Source organism: Variovorax sp. GW460-12-1-14-LB1 (assembly GCF_059423605.1).
In genome coordinates this window covers 251,220-271,986 of the sequence record NZ_JBWKYF010000001.1, presented here as the reverse complement: position 1 = coordinate 271,986, position 20,767 = coordinate 251,220, and the positions used below count along the sequence as shown (strand labels likewise).

17 protein-coding genes and 1 pseudogene are annotated in these 20,767 nt (G+C 69.4%); 12 read left to right on the top strand and 6 right to left on the bottom strand.

Annotated elements, in window-relative coordinates:
• Window positions 1-244, top strand: a pseudogene (locus tag AC07Y4_RS01310) (DNA helicase II); the annotation flags it as partial.
• 45 nt (window positions 245-289) lie between these two features.
• On the opposite strand, the gene AC07Y4_RS01305 reads toward AC07Y4_RS01310, so the two are convergent.
• The 3 genes from AC07Y4_RS01305 to AC07Y4_RS01295 all read right to left on the bottom strand — a co-directional run bounded on the left by AC07Y4_RS01305 (window position 290) and on the right by AC07Y4_RS01295 (window position 2,789).
• On the bottom strand, window positions 290-1,120 hold the full coding sequence (locus tag AC07Y4_RS01305; protein ID WP_095744262.1) for a BPSS1780 family membrane protein: 831 nt from the start codon (window positions 1,118-1,120) through the stop codon (window positions 290-292).
• A gap of 171 nt (window positions 1,121-1,291) precedes the next feature.
• Window positions 1,292-2,341, bottom strand: a complete 1,050-nt coding sequence (locus AC07Y4_RS01300) for a homoserine kinase (protein ID WP_487850136.1) — start codon at window positions 2,339-2,341, stop codon at window positions 1,292-1,294.
• 73 nt (window positions 2,342-2,414) lie between these two features.
• Complete coding sequence (locus AC07Y4_RS01295; protein WP_062468938.1) at window positions 2,415-2,789, bottom strand: hypothetical protein; 375 nt, start codon at window positions 2,787-2,789, stop codon at window positions 2,415-2,417.
• Window positions 2,790-2,886: 97 nt separating this feature from the next.
• On the opposite strand from AC07Y4_RS01295, the gene polA reads away from it, so the two are divergent.
• The 6 genes from polA to AC07Y4_RS01265 all read left to right on the top strand — a co-directional run bounded on the left by polA (window position 2,887) and on the right by AC07Y4_RS01265 (window position 12,251).
• Window positions 2,887-5,700: a DNA polymerase I gene (gene polA, locus AC07Y4_RS01290; protein ID WP_487850137.1), complete on the top strand. Its 2,814-nt coding sequence runs from the start codon at window positions 2,887-2,889 to the stop codon at window positions 5,698-5,700.
• 63 nt (window positions 5,701-5,763) lie between these two features.
• On the top strand, window positions 5,764-7,050 hold the full coding sequence (locus AC07Y4_RS01285; RefSeq protein WP_495274102.1) for a M20/M25/M40 family metallo-hydrolase: 1,287 nt from the start codon (window positions 5,764-5,766) through the stop codon (window positions 7,048-7,050).
• 22 nt (window positions 7,051-7,072) lie between these two features.
• Window positions 7,073-7,975, top strand: a complete 903-nt coding sequence (locus AC07Y4_RS01280; protein ID WP_062468929.1) for a LysR family transcriptional regulator — start codon at window positions 7,073-7,075, stop codon at window positions 7,973-7,975.
• 41 nt (window positions 7,976-8,016) lie between these two features.
• On the top strand, window positions 8,017-8,376 hold the full coding sequence (locus tag AC07Y4_RS01275) for a hypothetical protein (protein ID WP_487850138.1): 360 nt from the start codon (window positions 8,017-8,019) through the stop codon (window positions 8,374-8,376).
• Window positions 8,377-8,493: 117 nt separating this feature from the next.
• The gene (locus tag AC07Y4_RS01270) at window positions 8,494-10,659 is read left to right on the top strand and encodes a TonB-dependent receptor (protein ID WP_487850139.1); all 2,166 of its coding nucleotides are present in this window, start codon (window positions 8,494-8,496) and stop codon (window positions 10,657-10,659) included.
• Between the two features lie 17 nt (window positions 10,660-10,676).
• Window positions 10,677-12,251, top strand: a complete 1,575-nt coding sequence (locus AC07Y4_RS01265) for a PepSY domain-containing protein (RefSeq protein WP_487850140.1) — start codon at window positions 10,677-10,679, stop codon at window positions 12,249-12,251.
• Here the strand turns inward: AC07Y4_RS01265 and AC07Y4_RS01260 are convergent.
• Entirely contained in the window at window positions 12,184-13,410 is a 1,227-nt protein-coding gene (locus AC07Y4_RS01260) for a D-amino acid dehydrogenase (RefSeq protein WP_487850141.1), read from the bottom strand. The genes AC07Y4_RS01265 and AC07Y4_RS01260 overlap by 68 nt on opposite strands.
• A 201-nt stretch (window positions 13,411-13,611) precedes the next feature.
• Here AC07Y4_RS01260 and AC07Y4_RS01255 point away from each other — a divergent pair, with 201 nt between their 5' ends.
• From AC07Y4_RS01255 to AC07Y4_RS01235, 5 genes are all read left to right on the top strand, one after another.
• Window positions 13,612-14,502, top strand: coding sequence for a transporter substrate-binding domain-containing protein (locus tag AC07Y4_RS01255; protein WP_062468917.1), 891 nt, complete (start codon window positions 13,612-13,614; stop codon window positions 14,500-14,502).
• 29 nt (window positions 14,503-14,531) lie between these two features.
• Entirely contained in the window at window positions 14,532-15,272 is a 741-nt protein-coding gene (locus AC07Y4_RS01250; RefSeq protein WP_307584776.1) for an aspartate/glutamate racemase family protein, read from the top strand.
• Window positions 15,273-15,399: 127 nt separating this feature from the next.
• On the top strand, window positions 15,400-16,299 hold the full coding sequence (locus AC07Y4_RS01245) for a dienelactone hydrolase family protein (protein ID WP_487850142.1): 900 nt from the start codon (window positions 15,400-15,402) through the stop codon (window positions 16,297-16,299).
• A 112-nt stretch (window positions 16,300-16,411) separates the two neighbouring features.
• A complete protein-coding gene (locus tag AC07Y4_RS01240; protein ID WP_159274565.1) occupies window positions 16,412-17,317 on the top strand; it encodes a ZIP family metal transporter in 906 nt (301 codons plus the stop codon).
• A 131-nt stretch (window positions 17,318-17,448) separates the two neighbouring features.
• Complete coding sequence (locus AC07Y4_RS01235) at window positions 17,449-17,667, top strand: hypothetical protein (protein WP_062468907.1); 219 nt, start codon at window positions 17,449-17,451, stop codon at window positions 17,665-17,667.
• A gap of 19 nt (window positions 17,668-17,686) precedes the next feature.
• On the opposite strand, the gene AC07Y4_RS01230 is transcribed toward AC07Y4_RS01235, so the two are convergent.
• Both AC07Y4_RS01230 and AC07Y4_RS01225 read right to left on the bottom strand, forming a co-directional pair.
• Complete coding sequence (locus AC07Y4_RS01230; RefSeq protein ID WP_487850143.1) at window positions 17,687-19,072, bottom strand: amidase; 1,386 nt, start codon at window positions 19,070-19,072, stop codon at window positions 17,687-17,689.
• 63 nt (window positions 19,073-19,135) lie between these two features.
• Window positions 19,136-20,767, bottom strand: coding sequence for a dipeptide ABC transporter ATP-binding protein (locus AC07Y4_RS01225; RefSeq protein ID WP_487850144.1), 1,632 nt, complete (start codon window positions 20,765-20,767; stop codon window positions 19,136-19,138).

Genomic DNA, 20,767 nt, shown 5'->3' with positions numbered 1-20,767 from the left:
CCGCTACGGCGGGGGCGGTGGCAGCGCGAGCAAGGACACCTTCGCCAGCCCACCCGTGCCACCGCAGAAGACCGCGCCGTCGCACGGCCTGCGCTCAGGCATGCAGGTGTTCCACAACAAGTTCGGCGAGGGCACGGTGACCGCGCTCGAAGGCACCGGCGACGATGCGCGGGCGCAGGTGAAGTTCGCGCGCCACGGCGTGAAGTGGCTGGCGCTGTCGGTGGCGAAGCTCACGCCGGTCTGAGGCCGGCGGTCCCGCTTGCCCGAAAGGGCAGCGGGCGATGCCCGCTCAGTTCGCGTCGAAGCTGTCGCGGAACGTGAACCAGGTCGAGGCCAGCGACATGGCCGCCAGCACCAGCGCGGTGCCGATCATCAGGATGTTGCCGATCGCCAGGGCCGCGCCGTCGGAGCCCATGGCGCCGACGCCGATCAGCACGGTGGCGAGCAGGCCGATGGCGATGCCCGCGAGCATGAACACGCCGAACCACGCCAGGCCGAACAGCGCGTAGGCGCCGAAGTTGCGGAACAGCGCGACGATGCTGAAGAAGACGCTCTTCACCGGCTCCACGCGGTGCCAGTGCACCAGCGCCGGCGCATGCCACATGGCCAGCGACAGCGGCAGGTTCAGGCACATCAACAGCGTGCGCGCCGTGAGGAACTCGCTGCTCTTCATGACCTCGGGCGTCACCACCTCGTCGAACAGGTAGGCGCGCATGAGCTGGCCGCCGTCGACCAGCGCCGTCAGCGTGACGGCCAGCACGAAGTACACGGCCGAGATCACGCCCAGCACCACCAGCGAGCGCCATTCGGTGCGCATGGCGTCGAACACCGCGATGAACATGGCCGAGCCCGTGGGGCGGCCCAGATCGCCCGCGTTGCCCAGGCCATCGGCGTTGTCGGTTGCGGCCACCGAGGTCGCGACCATCAGGCCGAGCGTCATGAAGGGCAGCAGGATCGGGGCGAGCACGCTGCCGAGCAGCGGCAGCATCGACACCGTCGAGATCATCGCCATCAGCAGGAAGAACAGCGAGATGAAGGCCAGCGGCTGGCGCCAGAAGGTCTTGAGTCCGAGGCGGACCCAGTCGAAGCCGGTGCGCGCCGGCACGAGGTGGAGTTTCATGTGGGGGGTCAGAAGGTGTGAATGAATCCGGCGTGGCCGAGCAGGCCGCCCAGACGCGCCCAATCAAGGCGCAAAGCGCAGCCATAGCTTGGGCTATGGCGAGCATTTGCAACGCAGAGTGGGTGTGTCTGGGCGGGATGAGCGGGCATGGCGGGTTCGGTCACACCTTCTTTAGGCTGCCAGCGCCGGCTCGAGGACGTGGGCGATGGCGTGCGGGTGGGTGGCGCGCTCGCGCAGCACGCGCTCGAAGTGCGTCGGGTCGTGGGGCTTGAGCATGCTGGCCTCGCGCGGCAGGTGGAAGTCCCACAGGCGCGAGATCCAGAAGCGCAGCGCGGCGGCGCGCAGCATCGCGGGCAGCAGGGCGCGCTCGGAGGTGTTCAACCTGCGCACGCTCTCATACGCGGCGAGCAGGGCGTCGGCGCGGGCGGCGTCGTGCCGGCCGCTGGCCAGGTCGATGGCCCAGTCGTTCAGGCACACGGCCAGGTCGAACAGCCAGGTGTCGGTGCCGGCGAAGTAGAAGTCGAACACGCCCGTGAGGCGCGGCGGCGCATCGGGCTCGCCGCCGGTCGCGAACATCACGTTGTCGCGGAACATGTCGGCATGCACCGGGCCGCGCGGCAGCGCCGCGTAGGCCGACGATTCGGCGACGTGGTTCTGGTAGGCCAGCTCGGCGCGCAGCAGCGCGGACTGCGCCTCGTCCATGTGGGGCAGCACCACCGGGGCGGTTTCGTTCCACCAGGGCAGGCCGCGCAGATTGGGCTGGATGCGCGGGTAGTCGCGCCCGGCCAGGTGCATGCGGGCCAGCATGGCGCCCAGTTCGGCGCAGTGGGCGGCCGTGGGGGCCAGCTCGCTGCGGCCCGACAGCTTCTGCACCAGCGCCGCGGGCTTGCCGGCCACGCGGTGCAGCAGCTCGCAGGGCGCCTGCGCGGGAATCGACAGCGCATGGCCGGTCGGCGGCGCCACGGCCGGATCGGCCACGGGCGCGGGCACCGGCAGGCCGGCACCGGCCAGGTGCTTCATCAGGCAAAGGTAGTACGGCAGCTGCTCGGCGCTCAGGCGCTCGAACAGCGTCAGCACGAATTCGCCCGACTCGGTGGTGGCGAAGTAGTTGGTGTTCTCGATGCCGCCCTCGATGCCGCGCAGCTCGCGCAGGGCGCCCATGCCAAGGCGCTGGACGAGCGCGTCTGCCTCGCCGAACTGAACTTCGGTAAAAACTGCCATGGCGATGCTCAGCGCCGGACGGCGGCTGCGGGAGAAAAGAGGGAGGGCGGGAAGGAGAACGGCGACGTCACGGTCAGAACTTCAGCACGTTCCAGACACGCGGGCCGTTGCCGCCGCTGTTCGCGTCGCCGGTCGTGCCGGGGCGGGCGCTGCCGCCGTCGTTGGGCAGCACTTCGTAACCGGGCATGTTCGACTTGGGCTTGACGTTGATGCTCTGCGTGCGGCCGCCGTAGCGCACCTCGTCGACCGAGGCGCCGCTGTCTTCCGTGTGGATGTGCTCGACCTTCTGGTTGCGTCGGCCGTCGGCCTGCTCCTGATTTTGTAGCGGTTCCGCCGGGGCCGGCTTGGCGGCGGGCGCGGCCGGCGCCTGCGCGAGGGCGGCAACGGGGGTGGCGAAAGCCAGCGCCAGCAGGATGCGGCGGGCGACCAGGAGTGGGGAGCTAGGCATGCACGGATTGTAGGCGTGCACCCGCTGGCGGCGTGTCGGCCGCCAGCCGACCCTGGTGTCGTTCCGGACGCCGGTCCGGGCACGGCAAAATGCCCCGATGACCGACAAGAAAACGCTGCTGCTCGTCGATGGCTCGAGCTACCTGTACCGGGCCTTCCACGCGATGCCCGATCTGCGCGCCGTGCCCGGCGACCCCAAGAGCCCGGCCACCGGGGCGATCCGGGGCATGATCAACATGATGACCGCGCTGCGCCGCGAGGTGCGCGCCGACTACGCGGCCTGCATCTTCGACGCCCCCGGCAAGACCTTCCGCGACGACTGGTACCCCGAGTACAAGGCCAACCGCTCGCCGATGCCCGACGACCTGCGCAGCCAGATCGACCCCATCCACGAAGTGGTCAGGCTGCTGGGCTGGCCGGTGATCACCGTGCCCGAGGTCGAGGCCGACGACGTGATCGGCACGCTCGCCAAGGTGGCGGCCGCGCAGGGCGTCGAGGTGATCGTGTCCAGCGGCGACAAGGACCTGAGCCAGCTGGTCGACGAGCACATCACCATCATCGACACGATGAACGGCAAGAAGCGCGACATCGCCGGCGTGACGGCCGAGTTCGGCGTGCCGCCCAGCCTCATGGTCGACTACCAGACGCTCATCGGCGACACGGTCGACAACGTGCCGGGCGTGCCCAAGGTCGGCCCCAAGACGGCCGCCAAGTGGCTGCTCGAATACGGCTCGCTCGATGCGCTGGTCGAACGCGCCGCCGAAGTGAAGGGCGCCGCCGGCGAGAACCTGCGCCAGGCGCTCGACAAGCTGCCGCTGAGCAAACGCCTCGTCACCATCCGTACCGACTGCGACCTGAACGGCCATATCGAAGGCCTGCCCTCGCTCGAAGGCCTGCCCGTCGGCGCGCCGCAGACGGCCGAGCTGAAGCCCTTCTACGAGAAGTTCGGTTTCAAGAGCCTGGTCAAGTCGCTCGAAGCACAGGAAGTGCCGCCCGAGCTGATCGAAGAGAACGCCAAGAAGAAGGCCGCCAAGGTCGACCGCGACCAGGGCGGCCTGTTCGACGAGCCTTCCGAGCTGGACGCCCAAGAGGCCGCCGCGCCCGCGAGCAACCTCAAGTACGACACCATCATGGAGTGGGCGCAGTTCGACGCCTGGATCGCCAAACTCGAGGTCGCCGAACTCACGGCCATCGACACCGAGACCACCTCGCTGGACGAAATGGTGGCGCAGATCGTGGGCATCAGCTTCAGCGTCACGCCAGGCGAAGCGGCCTACATTCCGCTCACGCACAACTACCCCGACGCACCCGCGCAGCTGCCCATCGACGAGGTGCTCGCCAAACTCAAGCCCTGGCTCGAAAACGCCGACAAGAAAAAGCTCGGCCAGCACATCAAGTACGACCGCCACGTGTTCGCCAACCACGGCATCGAGGTGCAGGGCTACGCGCACGACACCATGCTGCAAAGCTACGTGCTCGAAGTGAACAAGCCGCACGGCCTGTCGTCCCTGGCCGAACGCCACCTGGGGCGCAGCGGCATCTCCTACGAGGACCTGTGCGGCAAGGGCGCGCACCAGATCCCGTTCAGCCAGGTCGACATCGCCAAGGCCGCCGAGTACTCGTGCGAAGACAGCGACCAGACGCTCGACGTGCACCGCACGCTGTGGCCCCTGCTGCAGAAGGAAGAAAAGCTGGCCTACATCTACCAGCTCGAAATGGATTCGAGCGAGGCGCTGTACCGCATCGAGCGCAACGGCGTGTTGATCGATGCGCCCACGCTGGCCGCGCAGAGCCACGACCTGGGCACGCGCATCATGGCGCTGGAGCAGGAGGCCTACGACATCGCGGGCCAGCCCTTCAACCTCGGTTCGCCCAAGCAGATCGGCGAGATCTTCTTCACCAAGCTGGGCCTGCCCGTGGTCAAGAAGACGCCGAGCGGCGCGCCCAGCACCGACGAAGAAGTGCTCGAGAAGCTGGCCGAAGACTATCCGCTGCCCGCCAAGATCCTCGAGCACCGCGGCCTCTCGAAGCTCAAGGGCACCTACACCGACAAGCTCGGCCAGCTGGCCAACCCGCGCACCGGCCGCGTGCACACGCACTATGCGCAGGCGGTGGCCGTCACGGGCCGCCTGAGCAGCAACGACCCCAACCTGCAGAACATCCCGATCCGCACGCCCGAAGGCCGGCGCGTGCGCGAGGCCTTCGTGGCGCCGGCGGGCAGCGTGATCGCCAGCGCCGACTACTCGCAGATCGAGCTGCGCATCATGGCCCACATCAGCGGCGACGAGTCGCTGCTGCGCGCCTTCACGGACGGCGTCGACGTGCACCGCGCCACGGCCGCCGAGGTGTTCGGCACCACGCCCGACCAGGTGTCCAGCGAGCAGCGCCGCTATGCCAAGGTCATCAACTTCGGGCTCATCTACGGCATGAGCAGCTTCGGCCTGGCGAAGAACCTGGGCATCGAGACCAAGGCCGCGGCCTCGTACATCGATCGCTACTTTGCGCGCTACCCGGGCGTGAAGACCTACATGGACCAGATCGTGGAGTTCGCGCGCGACAAGGGCTATGTCGAGACCGTGTTCGGCCGGCGCCTCTACCTGAGCGAGATCAACGGCGGCAACGGCCCCCGCAAGAAGGCGGCCGAGCGCCAGGCCATCAACGCGCCGATGCAGGGCACGGCGGCCGACCTCATCAAGCTCAGCATGGTCAAGGTACAGAACGTGCTTGACGAAGAAAAGCGCGCCACCCGAATGATCATGCAGGTGCACGACGAACTGGTGTTCGAAGTGCCCGAGGCCGAGGTCGAATGGGTGCGCACCGAAATCCCGCGCCTGATGGCCGGCGTGGCGGCGCTCAAGGTGCCGCTGCTCGCCGAGATCGGCGTCGGTCCCAACTGGGACAAGGCCCACTGATCCTCACTGATCCACGTTCGCACGATCCCCAAGAGACAAACGACAGAAAGAAGAAACACGCCCATGAAACTCCAGCCCCGCACCTTCCTGCTCGCCGCCGTCTGCGCGGCCTTCCTCGGCACCGCTTCCGCTGCCCCCGATGCCCGCATCGCCGCGCTGGCCGCCAAGGAAAAGCCCGCCCTGCTCGAGACGCTGAAGGAGCTGGTCTCCATCGAGTCGGGCAGCCGCGACATCGAAGGCCTCGAGAAAATCTCCGACCTCATCGCCGCCAAGTTCAAGGCGCTGGGCGGCGAAGTGGAGCTCATCGACCCGAGCGCCGACGCCTACCGCATGGAAGACACGCCCGAAAAAATCGGCCGCGTGGTGCGCGCCACCTTCAAGGGCACGGGCACGAAGAAGATCATGCTCATCGCGCACATGGACACGGTCTACACCGTGGGCATGCTCAACAAGCAGCCGTTCCGCGTCGACGGCGACAAGGCCTACGGCCTGGGCATCGCCGACGACAAGCAGGGCGTGGCCGTCATCACGCACCTGGTGTCGATGTTGCAGGCGCTGAAATTCAAGGACTACGGCACGCTCACCGTGCTGATCAACGGCGACGAGGAAATCAGCTCGCCGGGTTCGCGCGCGCTGCTCACCAAGCTCGGCGGCGAGCACGATGCGGTGCTGTCGCTCGAGGGTGCGTCGATCAAGGACGACAAGCTCTCGCTGGCCACCGCGGGCATTGCCTCGGTCACGCTGAACGTGGCGGGCAAGGCCTCGCACGCGGGCTCCGCGCCCGAACTGGGCGTGAACGCGCTGTACGAGCTGTCGCATCAGATCCTGCAGATGCGCGACCTGTCCGACCCGTCCACGGGCCTGAAGATGAACTGGACCATCTCCAAGTCGGGCACCAACCGCAACGTGATCCCGGCCAGCGCCACGGCGGGCGCCGACGTGCGCGTGCTCAAGGTGGCCGACTACGACCGCATCGAGCAGCAGGTGAACGAGCGCGTGAAGAAGCAGCTGGTGCCTGACGCCAAGGTCGAGCTGAAGTTCGAACGCCGCCGTCCGCCGCTCGAGGCCACCGACGCGTCGCGCGCGCTGGCCAAGCACGCGCAGGCCATCTACAAGGACGAGCTGGGCCGCCCGCTGGGCGCCGACGACAAGGCGGCCGGTGGCGGCACCGACGCGGCGTTCGCCTCGCTCAAGACCAAGGCGCCGGTCATCGAACGCTTCGGCCTGCAAGGCTTCGGCGCGCACACGGCCGACGCGGAGTACGTGCTGATCGACTCCATCGAGCCGCGCCTGTACCTGGGCGTGCGAATGGTGATGGACATCGCCACCGGCAAGACCACCGTCCGCTGACCGCCACTGACCGCTGTCGGCCATGCGGCTGCGCCACATCGAGGTCTTCAACGCGATCATGCTCGCGGGCAGCGTGAGCGCGGCCGCGCGGCTCATCAACATCACGCAGCCGGCCGTGAGCCGCACGCTGCAGCATGCCGAGCTGCAGCTGGGCTTCCCGCTGTTCCAGCGCGCCAAGGGGCGGCTCACGCCGACCACCGAGGCGCTCACGCTGTACCCGCACATCGAGCGGCTGTTCGCGCAGCTCGACGAGGTGCAGCGGCTGGCGGCGAACCTGCGCGCGGGCAACGACACGGGCGAGCTGCGCATCCTCAGCGTGCTCGCGCTGAGCTACGAAATCCTGCCGCGCGCGCTCAAGGCCTTTCGCGAGATGCATCCGGGCTATGCGATCACAGTCGAGTCGCTGCACTCGCCGCAGATCATGTCGGCGCTGCTGCTGCAGGAGGCCGATGTGGGCTTTGCCTTCAGCCCCGCGGTGCATCCCTCGCTCACGCAGGAGACCCTGGCCGACAGCCGCATGGTGTGCGTCGCGCCCAAGGGCATGCTGCCGCGCGCGCTGGTGCGCAACGGCTCGGTGGCCCTGCACGACCTCATCGACCGCCCGGTGATCGGCCTGGACGGCCGCGACCCGGTCGGCACCAGCCTGAGCCAGGCCTGCCGGCAGGCGGGCGTGGGTTTCCAGCAGGCCGTGGTCACGGTGCAGACCTACCACGCGGCGCTGGCCATGGCGCACCACGGACTGGGCGTGGCGCTGGTCGACGGCTGCACGGCGCGCTCGGCCGACCGTGCCAAGGTCGACGTGCTGACGCTGGAGCCGCACATTCCGGTGCCGGTGCGCGCGCTGCGTTTCGCGGGCCGGCCCGATTCGGTGGCGGTGCGCGGCATCACGCGCTGCATGCGCGAGGCCATCGAGCAGACCGCCTGAGAAAGATGCGGGGCATTCGCCTCGCGCCATAATCCGCGCCCATGCACGCCCTTCGAACCTTCTGCGCAATGCACCGACTGGTGCTGGCGTGGTTCATGGCGTCGCTGCTGGTCGCGGGCGCATCGCCGCTCGTGAACCCGCAGGCGATGGAACTCGTGTGTTCCGCCGCGGGCACCGTCAAGCTCATCGTGCAGAGCGACGACGGCGCCACCGAAGTCGGCATGGCGGCGATGGACTGCCCGCTGTGCATGGTCTCCGGTCCGCCGCCCGCCGCCGTGCAGGTGACGCTGCCCACGCCGCTGCCGCTGGGCCGCGCGCTGCAATCGATTCCCGCTGCCCGCCTTGCGGCAGCCACGGCCTCGCCGCTGCCGGCGCGCGGGCCGCCCACGCATCTCTCCTGAGCTTCGTCGTTCCTGCACCTGACGCCGCCTGAACGGGCCGCGCGGTGCGTTCCCGGTCGTTGTGCGGCCGGCGCTGCGCTTCATTGTTTTCGCCAGCGCCGTCGCAAGAGAGATGCCATGCCCACCCTTTCCCGTGCCCCCGCTTTGGGGCTGCTTGCCTTGTTCGGCGCCGTCCATGCGCCTGCTCATGCCCAGACCGCCGTGTCTTCGCTGCCCCCGATCGAGGTGGCCGACGACGCCCCGCGACCCAACGGCCGGCTCGACCTCGACTCGCCCGCCGACACCGCGAGCCGCCTGGGCCTCACGCCGCGCGAGACGCCCGCTTCCGTCACGGTGGTGAACCGCGCGGTGCTCGATGCGCGCGGCGCGCAGAACACGCAGGAGGCGCTGCGCGCCGTGCCCGGCGTGACCGCGCACGACGCGCCCGGCAACGTCGGCGTGAGCTACCGGGGCTTTGGCAGTGGCTCGATCGCACAGCTGTTCAACGGCATCAACCTGCAGTATTCGATCGCGGCGCGCCCGGTCGACAGCTGGATCTACGACCGCGTCGAGGCCATCGGCGGTCCGTCGAGCTTCCTGTTCGGTTCGGGTGCGCTGGGCGGCTCGATCAACTACATCACCAAGGCGCCCGAGCGCAGCGACTTCGCCGAAGCACAGCTGCGCCTGGGCACGCAGAACCTGAAAGAGGCTTCGTTCGGATTGAACCGCCGCATCGCCGGCGACGGCGGCGCGGGCAGCCACTACGCGCGCATCGACGTGAACCACCGCGACGCCCACGGCTGGACCGACGGCACCAAGAGCAAGTCGACGCAGCTCGCGGCCTCGCTGCTGTCGGACTTCGGCGGCGGCCTGAAGCACACGCTGGCCTACGAATACCAGGACGAAGACGTCATGCGGCCCTACTGGGGCACGCCGGTGCTGAACCCGGCGGGCGGCGAGATGCGCATCGACCGCGGCACGCGCTTCAAGAACTACAACAGCGCCGACGGCCTCTACGCGCAGCGCGTGCAGTGGCTGCGCTCGGTCACCGAGTGGCAGGCCAGCGACGCGCTGCAGTTCAAGAACACCTTCTACGCCTACGACGCGCTGCGTGACTACCGCAACGTCGAGAACTACCGCTACAACGTGCGCAACACGGCCGTCATCCGCTCGGGCACCTTGCTGCAGCGGCACGACCAGGACGTGTGGGGCAACCGCGTCGAGGGTCTCTACAAGGGGCAGCTCGGCGGGCTCAAGAGCGACTGGTCCTTCGGGCTGGACTTCAGCGTGAACCGGCAGACGCGCTTTCCCAACAGCCTGCCCGGCACCGTGAGCACGGTGAACCCGTACGTCTTTGCCACCGAGCGCTTCTTCGACGTGCCGGGCATGACGCCGGGCTTTCGTCCCGACCGCGACAACAAGGTGCGGACCACTGCGCTGTATCTGGAGAACCGCACCGCGCTGCAGCCGTCGTTGCACCTCGTGACGGCGCTGCGTCACGAGCGCATCGACCTCGACCTGGTCAACCGCCGCACCGTGGACGCGGCGAACCCGGCCACCTTCCATCGCGGCTACCGGCCCACCACCGGCCGCATCGGCCTGGTGTGGGACTTCGCGCCCGGCGCCAACCTGTACGCGCAGTACGCCACGGCGGCCGATCCGCCCTCGGGCGTGCTCTCGACCGCGTCGTTCGCCGACGTGCGCAACAACAGCGAGCTCACCACGGGCCGGCAGGTCGAGGTCGGCACCAAGCTCGACTTCTGGCAGGGCAAGGGCACGGCCACGCTCGCGGCCTACAGCATCCGCCGCACCAACATCGCGACGCAGGACCCGGCCAACAGCGCGCTCACGGTGCTGGTCGGCGAGCAGTCGTCCAAGGGCGTGGAGCTGGCGCTCGGGCTGCAGCCCACGCCGCAGTGGTCGCTGCAGGGCAACCTCACGTACGTCGATGCGCGCTACGAGCAGTTCCGCCAGGGCGGCGTGTCGCTCGCGGGCCGCACGCCGACCAACACGCCGGCGGTGGTCGCGAACCTCTGGGTGTCGTACGCCATCACGCCGCGCCTGCAGGCCACGGCGGGCGTGCGGCATGTGGGCAAGGTGTATGCCGATGCGGCCAACACGATGCACTGGCCGGGTTACACGCTGCTCGACCTCGGGCTGAGCTGGCAGGTGAACCGCAACGTCACGCTGGTGGGGCGCGTGCGCAACGCGACCGACCGCGTGTACGCCGCGAACGTCGGTGCCGGCTTCGCCTACCTCGGCGCGCCGCGCACGGCCGATGTGTCGGTGCGCGTGAGCTTCTGAACTGAAGGAGCGCCGCCATGCATGCCAAACGCTGGTTGTTCCTGGTCCACCGCTGGCTCGGCGTGGTCGTCTGCGCCTTCTTCGCGATGTGGTTCGTCTCGGGCGTGGTGATGATGTATGTGGGCTACCCCAAGCTCACCGAGGCCGAGCGTTTGCAGCACCTGCCGCCGCTCGATGCGTCGACGCCCTTGCTGGGACCGCGACAGGCGCTCGATGCGGCTGGTATCACAGGGCCGTTGCAGGACCTGCGGCTGGCCGTGGCCAGCGGCGGGCAGGCGGTGTACCTCGCGGTGCCGGCGAGCGCGGCAGAACCCGGCGCGCGCCGATCACCGCCGGGGCGCGGCGTGGTCGTCGTCGATGCGCAGACCGGCGCCGTGCTGCGCCAGGTCGACCGCGCCCGCGCACTCATCAGCGCGCAGGCCTATGGGGGCGAGGGCGTGGTGCTCAGGTACCGGGGCACCATCGACGAAGACGCCTTCACCCATTCGCGCGGGCTCGACGCGCACCGCCCGCTGCATGTGGTCGACCTGGCCGATGCGCAGGCCACGCGGCTGTACATCTCGGGCCGCACCGGCGAGGTGGTGCGCGACGCGCCGCGCGCCGAACGGCTGTGGAACTACGCCGGCGCATGGATCCACTGGCTGTATCCGCTGCGCGGCACGGGCCTGGACCGCTACTGGGCCGACATCGTCAACTGGCTGTCGATCGTCGGCATCGCCGTCACGCTCACGGGCACGGTGGTGGGCGTGATGCGCTGGCGCTTCCGGCGCACCTACAAGAGCGGCTCGCACTCGCCGTACCAGGGCTTCATGATGCGCTGGCATCACATCAGCGGGCTGCTGTTCGCGCTCGTCACGCTGACGTGGATTTTCAGCGGGCTGATGTCGATGAACCCCTGGCGCGTGTTCGACAGCGGGGCGCCGGCGTTGCGCATGGCGGCGATGCAGGGCGGGCCGCTCGTCGTAGAAGCTGGCGATGCGGCGCCCGCTGCGTTGCTGGCGTCAACGCGTGGCGACATCCGCGAACTGCGCTGGGTGCGCGCGGCGGGGCAGACGCTGGTGCTCGCCAGCACCGCCAGCGGCCGGCCGCTGGTGCGTGACGCGGCCAGCGCGCAGCCGCAACAGATCGACCCGGAGGCGCTGCGCAGCGCCGTCGCACAACTGCTGCCCGATCCGGTCGCGCGCATCGACGTGCTCACTGCCTACGACAGCCACTACTACACGCGCGAAGCGCACACCATGACCGGCGGCAGCGAGAAGCCGCTGCCCGTCTGGCGCGTGGTGTTCGCCGACACGCACGCCACCTGGGTCCACGTCGATCCGCAGACCGGCTCCGTGCTCGGTCGCAGCGACAGCACGCGCCGGTGGAGCCGCTGGCTGTTCGCGATGCTGCACAGCTGGGACTGGCTGCCGCTGCTCGCGCACCGCCCGCTGTGGGACGTGCTGCTGGTCGCGCTCAGCGCGGGCGGTGCGCTGCTGAGCCTGACCGGCGTGGTGATCGGCTGGCGGCGCCTGGGCCGCAAGCTCAAGCGTGCGGCGGGGCCGCGTCCAGCGCCTGCGCGATCCGCTGCGCCGAGCCGAAGGCCAGCGTGAACCCCAGCGCGCCGTGGCCGGTGTTGAACAGCATGTTCGACGGCGCGTGCGGCAGCCGCCCGATGATCGGCAGGCCCTTCGGCGTGGCCGGGCGCATGCCGGTCCAGGGGTGCAGCTCGGCCAGCCGGCTGGCGCGCGGGAACACGGCGCGCGTGGCGTCGGCCAGTGTCTCGATGCGCGTGGCGGGAATGCTCGCGTCGTGCCCCACGAGCTCGGCCATGCCGGCCACGCGCAGGCGCGAGCCGATGCGCGCGAAGACGACCTTGCGCGCGCTGTCGGTCACGTTCACGTGCGGCGCCGCGCCGGGCGCGGGATCGACGTCGACCGTGATGCTGTAGCCCTTGAGCGGATACACGGGCAGGTAGGCGCCGAGCGCACGACCGAGCTTGTGCGAGGCCGAGCCCAGCGCCATCACGAAGGCATCCGCTTCGATGTCGCCTTCGCTCGTTTGCACTGCGGCGACACGGCCCTCGCTGCGCGCGAAGCCGTGCACGTCGGCACCGAGCATGAAGCGCACGCCGCGCGCGCTCAGTGCGCGCATCAGCTCGGCGCACACCTTGAGGCAGTCGGCCGCGCACTCGCTCGGCGTGTGGACCGCACCGGCCATCTGGCCGCGGTAGTCCGCGAGCGCGGGCTCGATGGCCACGCACTCATCGGGCGTGACGATGCGCTGCTCGCTGCCCAGCGTGCGCTGCAGCGCGACCTGTGCGCTCGCCCCTTCGAGCGACGCCGCGCTCGCATAGAGCACCAGCTTGCCCGTGGCGGAGAAGTCGCAGTCGGGCGCGATGTCGGCCTGCATGGCCTCGAAGCCGGTGCGGCTCGCAGCGGCCAGCGCGAGCAGCTGCGCGGTGGTGTCGCGCGAGGTCGCGGCGTTGCACGCGGCCAGGAAGGCCAGGCCCCAGCGCCACTGCAGCGGATCGAGCTGCGGGCGCAGCTTCAGCGGCGAGGTTGGGGAGAACAGCAGCTTGGGCAGCTGCGTCCAGATCGACGGGTCGGCCAGCGGCTGCACGTACGAGTAGCTCAGCTGCGCGCCGTTGCCGCCGCTGGCGCCCGCGCCGGGCGCCGCGCGGTCGATCACCGTGACCTGGTGGCCCTGGCGCTCGAGTTGCCAGGCGGTCGCCAGGCCCACGATGCCGGCGCCGAGCACGCACACATGCATGGAGGCAACTTTCCGGAAGTGAAGAAGAAAGGGAACAGAAGAGACAGCGTGCGACTGTAGAGGCCCCTCGCCGTGCCCGGAAATGCCAAAAGAACCCAGCCCATAACCTTTGGGCATGACCCCGGGGTTAATTGGAATTGTCCCGATGTGTCACTCCTTCTTACACTGGCTGTCTGTTCAATCCAACCGATGAAGGCTCGAATGAAACTCTCCGTTTTGATGGCGTCCCTGGCTGCCGCGGTCCTCTTCACTGCACCGGCCGCGCAGGCTGCCGACACGCTCGCCAAGATCGCCGAGTCCGGCAAGATCTCGCTCGCCTACCGCGAGTCGTCGGTGCCCTTCAGCTACCTGGACGGCCCCAACAAGCCGATCGGGTTCTCGGTGGAACTCTCCAACGCCGTGGTCGAAGCGGTGAAGAAGAAGTTGAACAAGCCCAACCTGCAGGTCTCGCTGATGGCGGTCACTTCGCAGAACCGCATCCCGCTGATCACCAACGGCACCATCGACCTGGAGTGCGGCTCCACCACCAACAACACCGCGCGCGGCAAGGACGTGGCCTTTGCGGTCAACCACTTCTACACGGGCACGCGCCTGCTGACGAAGAAGTCGTCCAAGATCAAGGACTACGCCGACCTGGCGAAGAAGACCGTGGCCAGCACCACCGGCACCACCAACGCGCTGGTCATGCGCAAGTACAACACCGAGAAGAACCTCGACATGAACATCGTGCTCGGCAAGGACCACGCCGACGCGTTCCTGCTGGTCGAGAGCGACCGCGCCGTGGCCTTCGCCATGGACGACATCCTGCTGTTCGGCCTCATCGCCAACTCGAAGAACCCGGCCGACTACGAAGTGGTGGGCGAGTCGCTGCAGGTCGAGCCCTACGCCTGCATGCTGCCCAAGGACGACCCGGCCTTCAAGAAGCTGGTGGACGACACCTTCACCGCCATGATGAAGAGCGGCGAGTTCGAGAAGCTCTACACCAAGTGGTTCATGCAGCCGATCCCGCCGAAGAACGTGCCGCTGAACCTGCCGATGAGCGACCAGCTGAAGGAAAACCTCAAGGCCTTCAGCGACAAGCCAGCGACCTGATCGCACAGAGAGAGCGAAAGAGAAAAGACATGGTCGCAGCCACACAGGTCGTCGGCATCCTCGGGGGCATGGGCCCCGCGGCGGGCGCCGACTTCGTCCGGCTCTTCGTGCAGGCCTGCGCGCAGCAGATGCGTGCGCGTGGCGAGCCGGTGCGCGACCAGTCCTTTCCCGAACACTGGCTGGCGCAGGTGCCGGTGCCCGATCGCACCGGCGCGCTGGCCTCCGACGCGCAGGGCGCGCACCAGCCGCTCGAACCGATGCTGCAGGCGCTGGGCCGACTGGCCGCGCTGGGCAGCCGCGCCGTGGCCATCGCCTGCAACACCGCGCATGCGTGGCACGCCAACCTGCAGGAGCGCTTTCCGCAGGTCGAGCTGCTGCACATGGCGCGCGAGACCGCGCAGCACCTGGCCGCGCAGGGCGCGAGCGAGGTCGCGCTGATGGCCACCGAAGGCACCTACCGCGTGCGGCTGTACGAGCAGGCGCTGGCCGAGGCCGGCCTGGGCTGCCACGTGCCGTCGGCCGACGAGCGCCAGACCATCATGCGCGGCATCTTCGACGGCGTGAAGGCCGGCAACCTGCCGCTGGCTGAACGCTGCTTCTCCGAGGTCGCGCTGCGGCTGGCCGAGCGGCACGGCCCGGTCACGATCATCATGGGCTGCACCGAGGTGCCGCTGGGCCTGCAGGGCTCGGCCGCGGTGGCGGGGCTGCGCCTCGTCGATCCGGCGCAGGTGCTGGCCGAGGCGCTGGCACGGCGGGCCTACGGCACCTAGCGCGAGCCCAGCACAGCCCGGCTGCTTTACCGCCGGGTCACACGGCCCGGCCCGATTTCGCCTACATTGCGGCGTGCGTTTTTCTACGCCACACCCCCTTGTCAGACGATTCAACCGGAGCCCTTGCATGACCTCCTTCGACGACAACCGTTCCGAATTCGATTCGCTGCGCCCCGGCGACAGCACCGAGCAGGGGGCCACGCGCCGCACCGCGCTCAAGGCCGCCCTCGGTGTCGGTTACGCCGCCGCCGTGCTGCCGGTGGCCGCGCAGACGGCCATCGCCACCCCGGCCGACGGCCTGAAGGCCGGCCCCATCAAGTACACCGTCAACGGCTTCGAGGTGCCCGCCTATGCCGCGGCGCCGGCCGGCAAGACCGGGCTGCCGGTGGTGCTGGTGATCCAGGAGATCTTCGGCGTGCACGAGTACATCGCCGACACCTGCCGCCGCTTCGCCAAGCTGGGCTACCTGGCCATCGCGCCCGAGCTGTACGCGCGCCAGGGCGATCCGCGCGGCTACACCGACATTCCCAAGCTGCAGGCCGACATCGTCACCAAGGTGCCCGACGCGCAGGTCATGGCCGACCTCGACGGCGCCCTGGCCTGGGCCAAGGCCAACGGCGGCGACACGAGCAAGGCCGGCATCACCGGCTTCTGCTGGGGCGGGCGCATCGTGTGGCTGTATGCGGCCACCGGCAAGGTCAAGGCCGGCGTGGCGTGGTACGGCCGGCTGGTGGGGCAGGCCAGTGAATTGCAGCCGAGACACCCCGTCGACATCGCCGCCAGCCTGCAGGCGCCGGTGCTTGGCCTGTACGGCGGAAAAGACCAGGGCATCCCCCTTGACACGGTTGATAAGATGAAAGCTGCTCTGGCCACTGGAACTGCAGCGGCCAAGGCATCGAGCTTCGTCGTGTACCCCGAAGCAGGCCACGCGTTCCACGCCGACTACCGCCCGAGCTACCTCAAGAGCGCCGCGGAAGACGGCTGGCAGCGTGCCACGGCCTGGTTCAAAGCCAATGGTGTCGCCTGACCGAAGACGGCGCCCGTAGCCACCTGCCGCCGAAGGCCGTCCGAAGTGACGGCCTTTCTCTTTTTATGAACGGAACAAGGCCGTACCGGCCGTCCCTCTTGCGCAAGCAGCTATGAATTTGATAGTAATTCTCGTGGCGACCCTGGTCGCCGGCATCGGAAGCGTCTGGCTCGCGGCCCTGCTGCTGCGCGTGGGCGTGCGCAGCGGCGGCGGCGGCGTGAACCCGCAGCACCTGCTGAGCCTGGCGGCCGGCGCGCTGCTGGCCACCGCCTTCATGCACCTGCTGCCCGAGGCCTTCGAAAGCCGCATCGAGCCCGCGCTGCTGTTCGCGGTGCTGCTGTTCGGGCTGGTGTTCTTCTTCCTGCTCGACAAGGCCGAGCTGTGGCACCACGGGCATGAGCACCATCACGGCGATGCCGCACCGGCGAAAGAGGGCGCGCATGACCACCACGGCCATGATCATCACGACCATTCGCACGCTCATCACCACCATGCACCCACCACGGGCGGCGGCGGCTGGGCCGTGCTCACCGGCGACAGCGTGCACTGCTTCGGCGACGGCATTCTGATCGCCTCGGCCTTCGTGGCCGACATCCGCCTGGGCCTCGTGGCCGCGCTGGCCGTGCTCGCGCACGAGGTGCCGCACCACATCGGCGACCTCGTCGTGCTGCGCCAGAGCTCGGCCAATTCACGTGCGGCGCTGGTGAAGGTGTCGCTCGCGGGCACGATGACCATGCTCGGCGGCATTGCGGGCTGGTGGCTGGTCGACCAGCTGCATGGCTGGCTGCCGTACTTCCTGGTGCTGGCGGGCAGCAGCTTCGTCTACGTGGCGCTGGCCGACCTGATTCCGCAGCTGCAGAAACGCCTGCCCGCGCGCCAGACCGCGGCGCAGATCGCGTGGCTCGCGGCGGGCATCCTGCTGGTCACGCTCGTGAGCCGGCTCGCGCACGGCGAGCATGGCCACGAACACGGCCACGACGAAGGACACGGCGAGCACGGCCACGTCCACAAGGACTGACGACAACGCGTATGGGCAGCCTCGGGAGACGGGAAACTTTCCGACACCGACGTCAGCCCGTCGATCCACCGCAAGGGGCAAAACAGGCGCACCATAGAGGGCCGTTTACTCATCTGCCGAGGAATTCGATCATGACGCCCCAAGCCGATGCCACCGCGCGCTCCGCCTCGTCGTCCGAAGACGACGATGACGACAGCACGCCTGCCGACGACTTCGACGAACTCGAAGCCGATGCGTCCGACGACCTGTCGGACGAAACGGGCATCGACCTCACCGATGCCAGCGAGCTCGATGCCGACAACGTGCCGGCCGACGAAGAGTTCGACCGCGTGATGAACGCGCCGGACTGATTCGCCTGACCCAGCCCCGTCAGGCCGGTTCAGGCCAGCGCGCCTGCGCCGGACGCACCGATTCGTAGAAGCGCGCCATCTGCAGCACGCCCAGGTCGTCGAAGCGACGCCCGGCGATCTGCAGGCCGATCGGCAGGCCATTTTTCGCATGGCCGCAGTTGATCGACGCGGCCGGCTGTTCCGACTGGTTGAACACCGACGTGAAGTGCGAGTCCTTCAGCAGGTTTTCCGAGCCGCTGTTGATCGCGTCCGCCGCGAAGGGCAGCACCGGCGACACCGGCGACAGCACGTAGTCGAAGGGCTGCGTGGCCGCCACGGTGGCCGCGCGCAAGGCCTGCATGCGCGTGAAGGCGCGGAAGGTGTCTTCGGGCGTGAGCGAGGCGGCGAACTCCGCCGCCTGGTGGATGTAGCCGGCCGCGAGCTTCGCGCGCTCCGGTGGCATCGCGGCCAGGTCGACGCGGCAGCGCATCGTGAAGAAGTGGGCCATGCCCATGCGCATGTCCAGCGTGGTCCAGTCGGCCAGCGGCTCGACGATGGCGCCGGCCTGCTCGAACAGGCGGGCCGCGGCCAGCACGGCTTCTTTCACTTCCGCATCGATGGGCCAGCCGCCCATGGTGTCGGTCCACAAGCCGATGCGCAGGCCCTTCACGTTGCGCTCGAGCCGCTGCCACGCGAAGTCGTTCGGCGGCAGGCTCATGTAGTCGCGCGCGTCGGGGCGCGTCACCACCTGCATCAGCAGTGCGGCGTCGGCCACGGTGCGCGTCATCGGGCCGATCACGCGCGCCGCGGCGGGCGGGTCGACCGGGATGCGGCCGTGGCTGGGCTTGAGGCCGAACACGCCGCAGAAGCTGGCCGGAATGCGCACCGAGCCGCCGATGTCGGTGCCCAGGTGCAGCGGGCCGTAGCCCGCGGCAGCGGCGGCGCCGGCGCCCGAGCTCGAGCCGCCGGTGTTGCGGCCCAGGTCCCATGGGTTGCGCGTGAGCGCGTGGAAGCTCGAGGGCGCCGCGCCGAGAAAGCCGAAGTCGGGCATCGTCGTCTTGGTCACGATCACCGCGCCGGCTTCGCGCAGGCGCGCGGCGGCGGGGGCGTCGGCCGCGGCGGGCGCCAGCACGGTGGCGGCGCTGCCGATCGGCGTGGGCGTGCCGCGCGTGGCGATGTTCTCCTTGAGCGTGACCGGCACGCCGTCGAGATCGCCCTGCGGCTTGCCCTGGGCCCAGCGTGCCTCGGAGGCGCGCGCCGAGGCCAGCGCGGCCTCCGCGTCCAGCCCGTAGGTGGCGTGGATGTGCGGCTCCCAGCGCTCGATGCGCGCAAGCACGGCCTGCGTCACTTCGACCGGCGACAAGGCGCGGTCACGGTAGCGTTCGAGCAACTGGAGGGCACTGAGTTCGTACAGGGGTGTGGTCATGTCTTCGTTTCTTCTTGGGGTGGTGGGATGAAGGTGGGTTGAAAGAGAGGAAGAGGACAGCGTTCAGCCGCCCCCGAACGCATAGCCCTGGCCCGGCGCCGCGGCCAGCAGCGTGCGCGTGTAGGCCTCGCGCGGCGACAGCAGCACGTCGTGCGCGCTGCCTTGCTCGACGATGCGGCCCTTGTGCATCACGATCAGGCGGTCGCAGATCTGGCTGGCCACGCGCAGGTCGTGGGTGATGAACAGGATGCCGATCGACAGCCGCTGCTGGATCTCCGCGAGCAGCTTCAGGATCTGGTCCTGCACCGACACGTCGAGCGCCGACACGGCCTCGTCGGCGATCAGCACGCGCGGCTCGCAGGCCAGCGCGCGTGCAATGCACAGCCGCTGGCGCTGGCCGCCCGAGAACTCGCTCGGGTAGCGGTGCAGCACCTCGGGCTGCAGCCGCACCAGCGCCATCAGCTCCTCCGCGCGCTGCCAGGCCTTGGCATGCGGTACGCCGAAATTCACCGGCCCCTCGACGATCGACTGGCCCACCGTGCGGCGCGGATTGAGCGAGCGGTTCGGGTCCTGGAACACGACCTGCACCATGCGCCGGAACGCCGAGCGCTGCGCGCCGCGCGAGCCCTCGATGCCCGGCACGCGGATGTCGCCGTCGGTCGGCTCGATCAGCCGCGCGATGCAGCGCGCCACGGTCGACTTGCCCGAGCCCGACTCGCCCACGATGCCGACCGTCTCGCCCGCATGCAGCTTCAGCGACACGTCGGCCGCCGCATGCACCGTGCGGCGCTTGCCGGGCCAGCTGCCCGTGCGGTAGACCTTGCCCACGCCGCGCGCATCGAGCAGCGGTGCCTGGGCGTCGATGGGCGCGCGCAGCACCGGCGCCAGCCGCGGCACCGCGTCGAGCAGCATGCGCGTGTAGGCCTCCTTCGGGCGGCGCAGCACCTCGTCCTTCGGGCCGCTCTCGACCTGCCGGCCCAGCTGCAGCACCACCACCTGGTCGGCGATGTCCGCCACCACGCCGAAGTCGTGCGTGATGAACAGCACGGCGGTGCCGTTCTCCTGCTGCATCTCGCGGATGAGCGCGAGGATCTCGGCCTGCGTGGTCACGTCGAGCGCGGTGGTGGGCTCGTCGCAGATCAGCAGGGCCGGGCGCAGGATCAGCGCGATGGCGATCACGATGCGCTGGCGCTGCCCGCCCGAGAGCTGGTGCGGGTAGGCGTCGTAGATGCGCTGGGGCTCGGGCAGCCGCACGCGCTCGAAGATGGCGAGCACGCGCTCGCGGCGCGCGGCGGCGCCCAGCGTCGTGTGCTCGGCCAGGATCTCGTCGACCTGCGCGCCGCAGCGCATCACCGGGTTGAGCGCGGTCATCGGCTCCTGGAACACCATCGCCATGCGCGCGCCGCGCAGGGCGCGCAGCCGCGCCGGGCTGGCCGCGAGCACGTCTTCGCCCTGCACCTCGATGCGCCCGGCCGAGGGACGCAGCGACGCGGGCAGCAGGCCCATCGCGGCCTGCGCGATGACCGATTTGCCAGAGCCCGACTCGCCGAGCAGGCACACGACCTGGCCGGGCATCACGTCGAACGAGATGCCGTGCACCGCGTGCGCGCGGTCGGCGCCGGCGGGCAGGTCGATGGCGAGGTCGCGCACCACGAGGCAGGGCGCGGCGGACGTTGTGGAAGGGGTGGATGTCAT